The organism is Frankia casuarinae (assembly GCF_000013345.1).
Lineage (GTDB): Bacteria > Actinomycetota > Actinomycetes > Frankiales > Frankiaceae > Frankia > Frankia casuarinae.
In genome coordinates this window covers 3,146,078-3,159,197 of the sequence record NC_007777.1, presented here as the reverse complement: position 1 = coordinate 3,159,197, position 13,120 = coordinate 3,146,078, and the positions used below count along the sequence as shown (strand labels likewise).

At 71.5% G+C, this 13,120-nt stretch carries 9 protein-coding genes; 7 read left to right on the top strand and 2 right to left on the bottom strand.

What is annotated here, in order from left to right:
• Nucleotides 1–3: 3 nt before the first annotated feature.
• The 3 genes from FRANCCI3_RS13475 (at nt 4) to FRANCCI3_RS13465 (ending at nt 4,852) form a co-directional block, all read left to right on the top strand.
• Complete coding sequence (locus FRANCCI3_RS13475; RefSeq protein ID WP_108913543.1) at nt 4–2,229, top strand: HsdM family class I SAM-dependent methyltransferase; 2,226 nt, start codon at nt 4–6, stop codon at nt 2,227–2,229.
• Between the two features lie 197 nt (nt 2,230–2,426).
• Nucleotides 2,427–3,962 carry a serine/threonine-protein kinase gene (locus tag FRANCCI3_RS13470; RefSeq protein ID WP_035958441.1) on the top strand — a complete coding sequence of 512 codons (1,536 nt, stop codon included), beginning with the start codon at nt 2,427–2,429 and terminating at the stop codon, nt 3,960–3,962.
• Between the two features lie 98 nt (nt 3,963–4,060).
• Nucleotides 4,061–4,852: a DUF402 domain-containing protein gene (locus FRANCCI3_RS13465; protein WP_198537567.1), complete on the top strand. Its 792-nt coding sequence runs from the start codon at nt 4,061–4,063 to the stop codon at nt 4,850–4,852.
• 19 nt (nt 4,853–4,871) lie between these two features.
• Here FRANCCI3_RS13465 and FRANCCI3_RS13460 read toward each other — a convergent pair whose 3' ends face one another.
• Complete coding sequence (locus FRANCCI3_RS13460; RefSeq protein WP_023841047.1) at nt 4,872–5,318, bottom strand: TIGR03668 family PPOX class F420-dependent oxidoreductase; 447 nt, start codon at nt 5,316–5,318, stop codon at nt 4,872–4,874.
• Between the two features lie 82 nt (nt 5,319–5,400).
• Here FRANCCI3_RS13460 and FRANCCI3_RS13455 point away from each other — a divergent pair, with 82 nt between their 5' ends.
• A complete protein-coding gene (locus FRANCCI3_RS13455) occupies nt 5,401–7,116 on the top strand; it encodes an ABC-F family ATP-binding cassette domain-containing protein (protein WP_035958428.1) in 1,716 nt (571 codons plus the stop codon).
• A 16-nt stretch (nt 7,117–7,132) separates the two neighbouring features.
• Here the strand turns inward: FRANCCI3_RS13455 and FRANCCI3_RS13450 are convergent, their stop codons facing one another.
• Nucleotides 7,133–8,311 (bottom strand): HAF repeat-containing protein, encoded by a 1,179-nt coding sequence (locus tag FRANCCI3_RS13450; protein ID WP_011437066.1) that lies wholly within the window; start codon nt 8,309–8,311, stop codon nt 7,133–7,135.
• Between the two features lie 214 nt (nt 8,312–8,525).
• Between FRANCCI3_RS13450 and FRANCCI3_RS13445 the strand changes: the two genes are divergently transcribed.
• The 3 genes from FRANCCI3_RS13445 to FRANCCI3_RS13435 all read left to right on the top strand — a co-directional run bounded on the left by FRANCCI3_RS13445 (nt 8,526) and on the right by FRANCCI3_RS13435 (nt 12,944).
• Nucleotides 8,526–9,167 carry an adenylate kinase gene (locus FRANCCI3_RS13445; RefSeq protein ID WP_236701457.1) on the top strand — a complete coding sequence of 214 codons (642 nt, stop codon included), beginning with the start codon at nt 8,526–8,528 and terminating at the stop codon, nt 9,165–9,167.
• Nucleotides 9,168–9,535: 368 nt separating this feature from the next.
• The gene (folD, locus tag FRANCCI3_RS13440; RefSeq protein ID WP_011437064.1) at nt 9,536–10,402 is read left to right on the top strand and encodes a bifunctional methylenetetrahydrofolate dehydrogenase/methenyltetrahydrofolate cyclohydrolase FolD; all 867 of its coding nucleotides are present in this window, start codon (nt 9,536–9,538) and stop codon (nt 10,400–10,402) included.
• Between the two features lie 205 nt (nt 10,403–10,607).
• Nucleotides 10,608–12,944 carry an MMPL family transporter gene (locus FRANCCI3_RS13435; RefSeq protein WP_011437063.1) on the top strand — a complete coding sequence of 779 codons (2,337 nt, stop codon included), beginning with the start codon at nt 10,608–10,610 and terminating at the stop codon, nt 12,942–12,944.
• The last annotated feature ends 176 nt before the right edge of the window (nt 12,945–13,120 follow it).

The window sequence follows — 13,120 nt, the reverse complement described above, 5'->3', positions numbered from 1 at the left end:
CCGGTGAAGACCAGCGGCCGGGACACGGCGAGCTCCGCGGCTGTCACGGCCACGGCCACGGCCACGGCCACGGCCGCAGACACGGCCACGGTCACCGCCACCGACATCGCCCGGCTGGCCGGAGTCGGGCGGGCCGCGGTCAGTAACTGGCGGCGCCGGTTCGCCGACTTTCCCGCACCCGTCGGGGGGACGTCGACCAGCCCGCTGTTCGCGCTGGCCTCCGTGGCGGACTGGCTCGCCCGGCATGACCGACCGTTCCAGGTCGAGGCGGCCGACCAGGTGTGGCAGCGGATCCGGGGGGCCGTCGATGATCCACGCCTCGGTGAGGTGACCGGCCATCTCGGGGGTTTCCTCATTTATCGTCAGCGGGATCCCGCGGGCGCCACGGCACTGCTCGGGGAGAGCGACGCGGTGGCGGCCGTATCCCTGGAACCGGCGATCGCCCGCGCCGTGCCGGAGCTTCCCGGTGGTTTCCCCGATACCTGGGAGACCGGGTGGGTGGCGATCGCCCGGGTCGCCGCCGAGGCGGCGGACCGGCACGGCCACGCGGAGCTCTTCGACGCGCTGCGCGCCCGCTACCGCGAGGTCTGCTCCCGGCAGGTGGCGGAGCCTCCGCGGGCGGTCGGGGAGCTGATGGTGACCCTCGCCGGCCTGCGCGGCCGGTCGGGGGCCGCCACGGTGCTCGACCCGGCCTGCGGGATCGGCGGGCTGTTGGAGGCCGCCCGGGCCGCGGGGGCGGGCCGCCTGCTCGGCCAGGATGTCAACCCGACGATGGCGCGGGTGAGCGCCGTCGGACTGCTGCTGCGGGGTGGTGACGCGCGGATCGTCGCGGGCGATTCGCTGCTCGCCGGCACCTTCGCCGGGGAACGGGCCGACGCGGTCCTGTGCGCCCCGCCGTTCGGGCAGCGTTCCTGGGGCTACGACGAGCTGCTCGGCGCGCCGTGGTGGCGCCACGGTGTTCCACCGCGGGGGGAACCCGAGCTGGCCTGGGTGCAGTACTGCCTGGCGCACGCCCGGGACGGCGCGCAGGTGCTGGTCATCATGCCGGCGGCCGCCGCGTCGCGCCGTGCCGGGCGCCGCATCAGGGCGAACCTGCTGCGCGCCGGGGAGTTGCGCGCCGTGCTGGGGCTGCCGCCCGGTCTGTTCCCGGCGGGATCGGCCCCGGATCTGTGGGTGCTCCGCCGCGGGGCCGGCCCCGATGCCGGTGCCGGTTCCGATGCCGGTGCCGGCGGGGCCGGGGCGACGCCCGCTCAGGTGCTGCTGGGCCTGGCGCGCGATGAGATCGCCGTCGTCGAAGCGGCCTGGGCGTTGTTCGTCGCCGCTGGCGGGTTCGGCGGCGACACCGCCGCCCAGGCGGACCAGGTGGCCGACGACGCCGATCTGCCGGCGGGATTCCGGCGGATATGCGTTGCGGACCTCCTCGACGACGAGGTCGACGTGAGCCCGCGACGCTACATCGACCATCCTCCGGAAAGAACCGCTGTCGGTGAATTTCCCGCGGTCGGTGAATTCCCCGCTGTCCGGGAGGATTTCCTGGCGACGGTGGCCTCGTTGTCCTCGGCGGTTCCCCTCCTGACCCCACCGAGGGGATCCGGACCGGCGGACCGGCCGGCTTCGTTGAGCGTCACGTCGAGCGTCACGATCGGTGAGTTGGCAAAAGCCGGATCGTTGACGATCCTGATGGCCCCGTTGCAGACCAGGGCCGGGGTCGGTGACCTGCCGTTGCTCACCGCGGGCGATGTCCGGCATGGGCGGGGCCCGTCGAGCCGGACGGAGGAACTGGCCGGAATGCTCGTTCTCCGGCCCGGCGACGTCGTCTGTGTGACGGCGTCGGGGGAGAGCATGGCCCGAGTCGTCGAGGACGCGGGCGCCGTTCTCGGGCCGCGGGTGGTGCTCCTGCGGGGCGATCCCGACCGGCTCGATCCGTACTTCCTGGCCGGGATCCTGCGGGCGGCAGGCCATCGGGCGCACGGGCGATCCGGTGGTGGCGCGGATGCCCAGGCCGCCGGTCGCTCGGGTGGATCGTCGCCGCGCGCCGACCCGCGGCGGGTCCGGATACCGGTTCTCCCGCTGGCCGAACAGCGTTCCCGGGGGCTCGACTTCCAGCGCCTCACGATGGTCGAGAAGTCGCTGCGCAACGCGGTGGAACTGGCCGAGACCATCGTCCGGCTCGGTCATCTCGGAATCGCCGACGGAAGCCTGCGGGGCGGGGAGACAGGTCCCGGGTAATGACACCCCTGCCCGGTACACAGGTCCGGCCGAAGCCTTCTCCTGGTGACGCTGAAGGCGGCGCGGTGCAGCCCGGATCAGCAACTCGACAATGCCGTGGCCGGCCGACAATGCCGTGGCCGATGCCGTTTCCGGGTGGGGGTAGTGTTCCCGGGGATCGGGCGGGAAGGGACGGGGGCACGGTGGCCGCGCGGTGGATGATCGACAGGCGGTATGAGCTCGAGGCTGTTCCATTGGCCAAGGGCGGAATGGGTGAGGTCTGGGTCGGCCGGGATGTGAAACTCGACCGGGAGATCGCGGTCAAGTTCGTCCGTTTTCCCGACGGCCAGCCCGACCAGGAGCTGATCCGCCGGTTCATCCGGGAGTCCCGCATCACCGCCCGCCTGCTGCATCCGGGGGTGCCGGCGGTGTACGACGCGGGTACCCACGAGGAGCGTCCCTACCTGGTCATGCAGCGGGTGCACGGCCTCAGCGTGGCGGATCTCGTCGCCGAGCAAGGCGCGCTGCCCGTCGGCTGGGCCGCCGCGATTGCCGCCCAGGTGGCCTCGGTGCTCGCGGTGGCGCATCGGGCGTCGCTCGTGCACCGCGACCTCAAACCGGCGAATCTGATGCTGGAGCCGGACGGTACCGTGAAGGTGCTGGACTTCGGGCTTGCCGTTGCGCTCGACCGGACCAACCTGTCGAAGATCACGGTGACCGGCCAGCACCTCGGCAGCCCTGCCTACATGGCGCCCGAGCAGGTGCTTGCCGGCCTGAGCACGCCCGCCACCGACATCTACGCGCTGGGTGCCACGCTGTTCGAGATGTTGACCGGTCAGCGGCTGTTCGCCGGTGCGTCGTCCTACACGGTGATGAACAAGCAGGTCGAGGAGGTCCCGGCGCGGGTGCGGTCGCTGCGCGCCGACGTGCCGCGCGGCCTCGACGAGCTGGTCGCCGCGATGCTGAGCAAGGCACCGGAGGATCGCCCGTGCGGCGTGGAGAAGGTGTACGCGGCGTTGATCGGATCCGTGGTGGACCTCGGCCCGCTTCCCGGGGCCGTCGACGACGCCGTGGACAACCCGGTACGGATGTACGCGGCGGTCGCGGGCCGGGTGGTACCGCGCGGGGCGGCCCGGAACACCGCCGCCTCCACACGGGGATCCGCCGCTGGACCGCCCGGGGAATCCGGTGGCGGGGTCGGGCGGTCCGAGCTTCGTCGTGCCCGGGACGAGGCTCGGACGTTGGCCCGGGCTTCCCGCTACAGCCAGGCCGCCGGTGTGCTGGCGGCGGCGGTGGACCGGGCCGGTCGTGCCCTCGGCCACGACAGCGCGGACGTGCTCGCGCTCCGTCTCGATCTGGCGGACCACCTGTTCGAGGGCGGTGACTTCCGCCGCGCCGTGGACGGCTACCGCACGCTTCTCGTCGATCTCGTCCACCGGGACGCTCCGGACAGCGAGCGGGTTCTGCGCTGCCGTCTGCGGGAGGCGACCTGCCGGACCCTGATCGGTGAGACCGGCCAGGCGCTCGAACAGCTTCGTGGGCTGCTGGAGGACGAGATCAGGGTGTTCGGTGCGGACGACGCCCAGGTCTTCGAGCTGCGACGGCAGATCGGGCTGTTGCAGCTCGGCGCCGGCCATCGGGCGTCGGCCACCGAGACCCTATCGGCGCTGCTCGCCGATCTGCTCAGGGTCTGGGGGATGGAGCATCCGATGGTGCCCGTCGTCCGGGAGCTGCTGGCCGGTGCCGTCGGTTGATCGACGGCGGAATCGACCGTCACGAGCGTCCCATCCCGTCTGTTGTGAGGTTGTGGCGGGGGACACGCCGGGGCGGGGCGGCACCGTACAGTCGGACGGTGACGAAGCCGGAAAGCCCCGTGGCGTACGATCCCGGTTCCCAGGCTGGTCCCCATCCCGGTCCCCAGGCATCGCCACCGCCCGCTTCGGGCGCCGCACCGGCGGGTCCGTTCGTCCCGGGCGGATTTGTCCCGGGCGAAGTGGTCGTGCACCGGTCGTTCACCACCAAGCGGCTCGTCTTCGTCCGCGCGGGTCACGTGGTCGGCCACGATGAGCGCGGCCTGCGGCTGTGGATCCCGCACGGCTGCCCGATGGCCGTCGAGCTGAGCACGGACGGTCGCGGCCTGCGCGACATGCCGTTCGCCGAATGGATCCGCCAATCTACGGTGCTGGTGACGAGGCCCTGGCCTGGGCCGAACATCCTCATGCTGATCCCGCCGGCGGGCGCACACTCGGTGTGGTGGTTCTGGGACCGGCAGGGGCGGTTCGCCCGTTGGTACATCAATCTCGAGGCACCCGCCGTGGCCTGGCGCTACGACGGACTCGTCGGGGTGGATACGACCGACCACGACCTCGACCTGTGGGTCTGCCCGGACCGGACCTGGCAGTGGAAGGACGAGCACGAGCTCGCGGAACGGCTCGCGTTTCCCGAGCACTACTGGGTCACCGACGCGGCGGCGGTGCGGGCCGAGGGCGAGCGGCTGCTGCGGCTCGTCGAGGCGAGGGCGTTCCCGTTCGACGGCACCTGGTGCGATTTCCAGCCGGACCCGTCCTGGCGCACACCGGATACCCTGCCTCCCGGCTGGGACCGCCCGCGGGCGCCGGGTACGACCGAAACCGGCCCGCGCTGAGGGCGATGTCAACAGCCGGCTACGCCGAGAAGGCCCACCCTGACCAGCGGGCCACCGTCACGATGATTGCCGGCCCGGCGGGCGGGGCAGCCTGGTACTGGTCATATCGGGCGATGAGCAGTTCGACGGCGGGGGCGTGTCCGGGTTCTCCCGCCCGGACGATGCGGGCCTCGCCGTCGGCGCGCGCCCACCACAGCCGCGACCAGTCGTCGTCGTAGGCGTCGACGAGCAGGCTGACCTGAGGATTCTCGGTGATGTTGCGCAGGCGCCGCAGACCCCCGAGCGTGCTCTTCGGTTTGTGATCGACTGCGGTGACGACGCTGGCGGCGCCCGCGTTCACGGCGCCCGCGTTCACGGCGAAGGTGACGGGCACGATGTGTGGACGTCCGTCGCCACCGGCGGTGGCGAGCCGGGCGACCCGCGCCGCGGTGAACCGGGTGCGGGCCTCGACGTCGGTCAGCCGCACGGTCCCACCGTAGGATCCCACCGGATGGAGGCGACCACAGGGGGCGGGACGCGATGCGTCGTCCATGCGCCAGACTGGTCAGATGTCCGCCACCCTCGTCGCGTCCGGCCTCACCGTCACCCGCGGTGGGGCGACCGTCCTCGACGGCGTCTCCCTCACCGTCGCGCCCGGCGACCGTCTCGGCGTGGTGGGGCCCAACGGCGTCGGTAAGTCGACGCTGTTGCGTGCCCTCGCCGGGCAGGTGACGCCCGACGCGGGCCGGGTGGATCTCGCGCCGCCGACCGCCAACGTCGGCCTGCTCCCCCAGGAACCCGACCGCAACCCCGGGGAGACCCTGCGGGCCTTCCTCGCCCGTCGCACCGGCGTCGCCGCGGCGCAGGCCGAGCTCGACGCCGCGACCGAGGCGTTGGCCCTGGGCATGTCCGGGGTCTCTGGCACGTCCGGGGCTTCTGGCACGTCCGGGGCTCCTGGCATGTCCGGAGTCGACGACCGCTACAGCGTCGCCCTGGAGCGGTGGCTGGCGATCGGCGCGGCCGACCTCGACGCCCGCGCCGAAGAGGTGTGCGCCGATCTCGGTCTGCCCGCGGGCGCGCTCGACAGCCCGACGACGGCGTTGTCCGGCGGGCAGGCCGCCCGGGGATCGCTGGCCGGCGTCCTGCTGTCCCGGTTCGACATCACCCTGCTCGACGAGCCCACCAACGACCTCGACTTCGACGGGCTGGAACGGCTCGAGCGGTTCGTCCAAGGCGTGCCCGGGGCGCTGGTCGTCGTCAGCCACGACCGCGAGTTCCTCGACCGCACCATCGACACCGTCGCCGAACTCGATCCGCACCGGCACGGCCTCACCCTCTTCGCTGGCGGATGGACGGCATACCTGCAGGCCCGCGAGGTCGCGCGGCGTCAAGCCCGGGAGCGGTACGAGGAGTACGCCGGCCAGCGAGCCGATCTCGTCGCCCAGGCGCAACGCCAGCGGGAGCAGGCGGTGCGGGGTTCGGTGCGGGCGAAGCGGCGGATGCCCGACGGTGACCGGGCTGCCAAGGGAGCCCGGATCGAGGCGGCGACGAAGAGCGCGGCCAGGGTCCGGTCCATCGAGTCCCGCATCGACCGGTTGGCGGAGGTCGAGGAGCCCCGCAAGGAATGGCAGCTGCGCATGTCGATCGCCGCCGCGCCCCGGTCGGGCGATGTCGTCGCGACATTGACCGGCGCGGTGGTGGCCCGGTCGGGCTTCACCCTGGGGCCGGTCGATCTGACGATCGCGTGGGCGGACCGGGTGGTGATCACCGGGCCGAACGGCGGGGGCAAGACGACCATGCTGGGTGCGCTGCTCGGCCGTATCCCCCTGGCCCGGGGGCACCAGGCACTCGGGTCCGGCGTGCGGCTCGGCGAGATCGACCAGGCCCGCGGCCTGTTCCGGGGTGAGGCCACGGCGCTGGCCGTCGCCGAGCGGGCGACCAGTTGGCCGGCGGGTGAGGTGCGCACCCTGTTCGCGAAGTTCGGTCTCGGCCCGGATCAGGTCACCCGGCCGGCGGCGTCCCTGTCGCCGGGAGAACGCACCCGGGCGGGGCTCGCGCTGCTGCAGGCGGTCGGCGTGAACTGCCTGGTGCTCGACGAACCCACCAACCACCTCGACCTTCCGGCGATCGATCAGCTCGAACAGGCGCTGGCCGGCTATGCGGGCACCCTGCTACTCGTCACCCATGATCGGCGCATGCTCGACACGGTCGCCGTGACCCGCCGGCTGCACGTCAACGGCGGCCTCGTCACCGAGAAGCCCCTCGTCACCGAGAAACCATTGTGACGGCTCGCCGAGAACGTCAGGCGCCGGTGTTCGGCCAGAACGCCGCATGGGGAAACGGGGAGTCCGTGGTGGTCGCGGAACCGAGCACGACGTTGTTCGGGGTGGCGGCGTTGCCCGTGCTCACCGGTCCTCCGAGGGTGCCCAGATCGGTCAGCCGGCCGCGGTACCAGCGGAACGCGTGGCTGCCCTGACCCGAGGGCACCGTCCCGCACACCACACCGTGATCATTGAGGCCGAGAAGCTCCAGCGGGCCGAGCGGTGAGGTGATCGGGATGCGGCGACCCGCGATCCACAGGAACCCGCCACCCGACGATCCGAGGCTGCGCACCAACACCTGACCGAGCCTGTTCACGGCGACCGCCTCGCTGTGCAGGTCACTGCCGAGGGTCCCGAGATCGGTCATGCGGCCGCCGTCCCACAGGAACGCGCGGGAATGGCCGTCCGAGGTCTCACTGGTCCCCACGATCTGCCTGGCGTTGTTCACGTCGGCGACGACGGTCGAGGAACCGCCGAGGGTCCCGAGATCCGATATTGTGCCGGCCGACCAGAGAAACCCGTGGCTGGCGCCCTCCCGGGTGAGGCTGTTACCCACCACCCTTCCCTGCACCGTGACGGCCACGGCGGAACTCAACGGTCCGCCAAGCGTGCCCAGATCCGTCATCGTGCCGTTCGACCACCGGTAGGCGTGCTGCTCGCCCGTATTGGTGGTGCTGGTCCCCACGATGAATCCGGTGTCGCTGACGTCGACCGCGGTACTGGACTGTCCGCCCTGACTGGGGGTGCCGCCGAGGAATCCCAGCGACTGATAGACGCCACGGTTCCAGCGGAACGCCTCCCGGCTGTAACGCGTGGTGTTCTCGCCGACGACCACGCCGGCCTCGCTCACCGCGGCCGGCCGGCTGTTCCCCGGCAGGCCGCGCACCGTACCGCCGTGGTAGACGAACCCACTGAGCTCGGAGGATGAGGTCTGCCAGTAGCCCGCGAAAAGGCCTGCGGTGTTGCCGCCGGTGAGGAGACCGGAGGCCCCGGTCGGGGATGGAATGTCCACGACGGCGGGTCGGGTGGGCGCGGGTGGGGAGGACGGCGCCGCGGTGGCCGCGCCCGCCGCGGTGGCCGCGCCGAGGTAGCCGAGCGACCAGGGCGCGAGGGTCGTGGCCACCGTGGCGGCACGGATGAATGTCCTTCGATCGTTCATCGCGAAATGATCTCCTCTGGCCGGCTGCCACGGTCAGCCGTCGACGGTGATCGGCCGACGTCGGTCGACCGGCTGGAGGAGTTCGTGGAGCCATCACGCAATGCCAACTCTCCGAGGCCGGAGGATTGCAACATGATCTACCGTCGTCAATCAACGACACGCTGGCACCGTCGGCGGCTCACCCCATCGGCTTGGCGGTGACGGTCGGGTCAGGATGAAGCACGATGTTTCGCCACCAGGTCGGGCGCACCAGTGGGACACTGACCGGGTGAATGCGCTCGGGACGAGCCGTGACTCCGCGCCGGCAGCGATGCCCTCTGACGCCCGGCGGATCCTCGTCGTCGGCAGCGGCGGGGCGGGCAAGAGCACCCTGGCGCGTGAGCTCGCGCGCCAGACCGGACTGCCGCTCGTGCATCTCGACCGGTACTTCTGGCAACCGGGATGGGTCGGGACACCCACGGCGCAATGGCGGTCCGTCGTCGCCGACCTCGTCGCCGAGCCCGCATGGGTGATGGACGGGAACTACGGCGGCACGCTGGACCTGCGCATTCCCGCCGCCGACCTCATCGTGTTCCTGGACCTGCCGCGGCGGATCACCATCCCACGAGTACTGCGACGCTGGGCGCGGTGGCACGGGCGGAACCGTCCCGACCTCGCCGCGAACTGCCCGGAACGGCTCGACCTCGCTTTTCTCACCTGGCTGTGGAGATATCCGAGTACCAGCCGCAACCGTCTCGCCGACAGCATCGCCGAACACCACGCCGGACACCGGGTCGTTCGTCTGTGTACCCCGCGTGAGGTTCGTCTCTGGCTGGCCGCCGTGGCCTATTCGGGAGTTCCAGCGGCCCGCCCGTGACGGCCACCGGCCGTCACCGGGCCGTTACCCGTCCGTCGGCTGGCCGTCACCCGGCCGTCGCCGGTGAATGTGGGGGGACCTGAGCACGGTCTGCGGTCCCTGGACCGTGCCTTGCTCCCCACAATGTGGCCGGACAATGTGGCCGGCGTCGGTGCTTCCCGCGCCGAGGGTTCCCCTCGGTGGTGGGTATGACGGTACCGGGCACCTGTGTGCCATGTTGGCGTAGCGTGCTCGCTCGGGCTCCGCCGGATGTCGGGGGACCACGCCGGACGCCTGGCTGACCCGGGCATGACCCGGCTTGGAGACCGGATCGGAGACCCGAATAGAACCCGGACATGATCTGACGACCGTGACGCGAAGGGCCGATAGTGAGCGCAGTGATAATCGACGGCAAGGCCGTCGCCCGCAGAGTGCGTGAGAACGTGGCCAGGGAGGTCGCTGAGTTCCGCGACCGGACCGGCATCCAGCCCGGCCTCGCGACCGTGCTCGTGGGTGACGACCCCGCGTCCGCCGTGTACGTCGGTGGCAAGCGTCGGGCCTGTGTCGAGGCCGGCATGGCCGACCTGCATCAACACCTGCCGGCCGACACCTCCCAGGAGAAGGTCGCGGCGCTCTTGGATGATCTTGCCGCCGATCCGGCCGTGTCGGGTATTCTGCTGCAGCTTCCGGTGCCCGAAGGCTTGGACGGGGCCGCGCTCGTCGGCCGGATCCCACCCGGGAAGGACGTTGACGGGCTCACCACCGCCAGCGTCGGTCTGCTCGCCCGGGGTCTGCCGGGTCTGCGGCCCTGCACACCGTCCGGGATCATCGAGTTGCTGGACTCCTACGACGTCGAGTTGTCCGGTACGCCCACGGTCGTCGTCGGTCGTTCGGAGCTGGTCGGTCGTCCGGTGGCAGCGCTGCTGGTGGGACGTAACGCGACCCTAACGATCTGTCACTCCCGTACACGGGACCTGGCGGCGGTCTGCCGCGGCGCCGACGTGCTCGTCGTCGCAGCGGGAAAGCAGGCGATCATCGGCGCCGACGCGGTGAAGCCGGGCGCCACCGTCATCGACGTCGGCATGCACCGGACCCCGCAGGGCCTGCGTGGCGACGTGGATTTCGAGGCGGTGCGCGAGGTGGCCGGGAAATTGACCCCGGTGCCGGGCGGGGTGGGGCCGATGACGATCGCGATGCTGCTGCGCAACACCCTGCTCGCTGCGCAGGCCGCCACCGGGACGGACGGTCCGGGCTGACGGTCCGGGCTGACGGTCCGGGCTGACGGTCATCGCGAGCCGCTTACCGCACCGAGTCACCCCGGGCTTGCGGGTCACATCCCTGACGTGAAGGTTTTCATCGGTTCTTCGCCAGCCGGCCGGTGGGGCCTACGAGTTCTGTCGGTGGCATGCGCCAGAATCGCCATCGTTGGGCAGGATGTGCGTTCGGCGTGGGGAGACGGGCATGACCAGCGGGGACGAGTCCGAGGTCAGGGACAGCGGCGGGTCGGTGGCACGGGCGCAGACCCCGCCAGCGCCAGCAGCACCGCCCCCGCCGGGGCCGGCTGTCGCCGGGGACGGCAACGGCACCCTGGCGGATTCCGCTTCCGGCCCCGCCGGTTCCGGTGGCCGTCCGGCGCGCGCCCGCCGGCCACGCATCGTCTACGTCTTCGCGGTCTTGGCCGTCGGCTGGCTCCTGCTCGGCGGCGTCGGCGGGTCCTACCAGGGCAAGCTCGGTGAGGTCCAGAAGAACGACAATGCCGCCTACCTCCCGAACTCGGCCGAGTCGACCAAGGTCGACACCGCGTCGCGGCAGTTTCGCTCCGTGCGGACGATTCCCGGCTTCGTCGTCTACGACCGCCAGGGCGGGCTGACCGCGCAGGACAAAGCCAAGATCACCGCCGACGTGAGGTCCTTCGCCGGGATTCACGGGGTGGACGCCGGCCAGCTCGGGCCGCCCCAGTTCGCCCGCAACGGCGCTGTGGCCGCCGTGGCCGTGCCGCTCGTCGCCCAGGACGGCGGCCGCGAGGTCAAGGGTGATGAGCTCGTCGACGTCGAGAAGGCCGTCGTCGCGGCCGCCCGCGACGGGGCACCGGCCGGTCTCGCCGTGCACCCGGCCGGGCCGGGGGGTCTGCTCGTCGCCTTCATCGAGGCATTCTCCGGCCTCGACGGGCTGTTGCTGCTCGCCGCGGGCCTCGTCGTCGTGGGCATCCTGCTGCTCGTCTATCGCAGCCCGGTGTTGTGGTTCTTCCCGCTGTTCAGCGCGGTGCTCGCGCTCGGCGTCTCGGCGCTGATCATCTATCCGTTGGCCAAGAACAACGTCCTCACCCTCAACGGACAGGGCCAGGGCATCCTGTCGGTGCTGGTCATCGGCGCCGGCACCGACTACGCGCTGCTGCTGGTGAGCCGCTATCGGGAGGAGCTGCACGCCTACCCCAGCCGGATCCAGGCGATGATCGTGGCCTGGCGGGGCGCCGCTCCGGCGATTACCGCCTCGGCGGTAACGGTGATCCTCGGCCTGCTCTGCCTGAGCCTCGGGGAACTGAACTCCACCCGCAGCCTCGGGCCGGTGGCGGCGATCGGCATCGCCTGCACAGCCCTGATCATGCTGATCTTCCTGCCGGTGTTCCTGGTGATCGCCGGGCGCTGGATCTTCTGGCCTCGCATTCCCCGCGTCGATCACCAGGCCGACCTCGCCGGTCACGGTCTCTGGGCACGCTTCGCCGGAGGCCTCGTCCGCCGGGCCCGGTGGGCCTGGATCGTCACGACGGTCGTGTTGCTGGCCTGCTCGTCCCTGATCGTCACCCTGAAGGTCGACGGCCTGTCGACGACGGACAGCCTGACGGGGCGGCCGGAGGCGATCGTCGGCCAGGAGATCTTCGACGCCAACTTCAGCCAGGGGCAGGGCGCCCCGGCCGTCATCATCACCAACACCGTTGCCGCCGCGGACGTCATCGCCGCCGTCCGGAAGGTCGACGGCGTCGCCACCGCTCCCGGCTCGGTCTGCGTGGAGGTCGACTACGCCAAACTCGCCGCCCGGTTGGCGTCCGGTGGGCGTCCGGCGGCGAGGGGTTCCGACGGATGCGCCCCGAAGTCGGTCCAGGTCGCCCCGGTTGACGGTCGAATCGCCATCGACGCCGCCATCGTCCACCGTTATGACACCGCCGAGGCTTACAACACGATCACTGCGATCCGACGGGTCGTCCGGGAGGTGCCCGGGGCGAACGCCCTGGTCGGTGGCCAGTCGGCGATCAATCTCGACACCCAGAACGCCTCGCGCCACGATCGCAACCTGATCATCCCGATCGTGCTGGTCGTCATCCTCCTCGTGCTCGGCGTCCTGTTGCGGGCGCTGCTCGCCCCGGTCCTCCTGATCGCGACGGTGGTGCTCTCGTTTGCCGCGACGCTGGGCGTGAGCGCGGTGGTGTTCAACCACGTCTTCGGGTTCGCCAACGCGGATCCCGGCTTCCCGCTGTTTGCGTTCATCTTCCTCGTCGCCCTGGGGATCGACTACAACATCTTCCTGATGACCAGGGTCCGGGAGGAGACCCTCATCCACGGCACCCGTAGCGGCATCGTGCGCGGCCTCGCGGTCACGGGCGGGGTCATCACCTCGGCCGGGATCGTCCTCGCCGGGACGTTCGCCGTGCTCGGCGTCCTCCCGCTGGTCTTCCTGGCCCAGGTGGGTTTCTCGGTGGCCTTCGGGGTGCTGCTGGACACGGTTCTGGTCCGCTCGGTCCTCGTGCCGGCGCTGAGCCATGACCTCGGTCCGAAGATCTGGTGGCCCTCGAAGCTCTCCTGACACGCACTCGCCCGGCCCGGCCTCCGCGCCAGGACCGAAGCCAACGCACGCTGTCGGCCCCCTGTCCTCGACGGAGGGTGCCGGACCCAGCCGCACGGGAACGGACTTTCGATGCCGGTGAGGCGGGGCCGGGGACACCACGCGGGCAGCGGGGCTGGCCGCCGGGCCTTACGGGC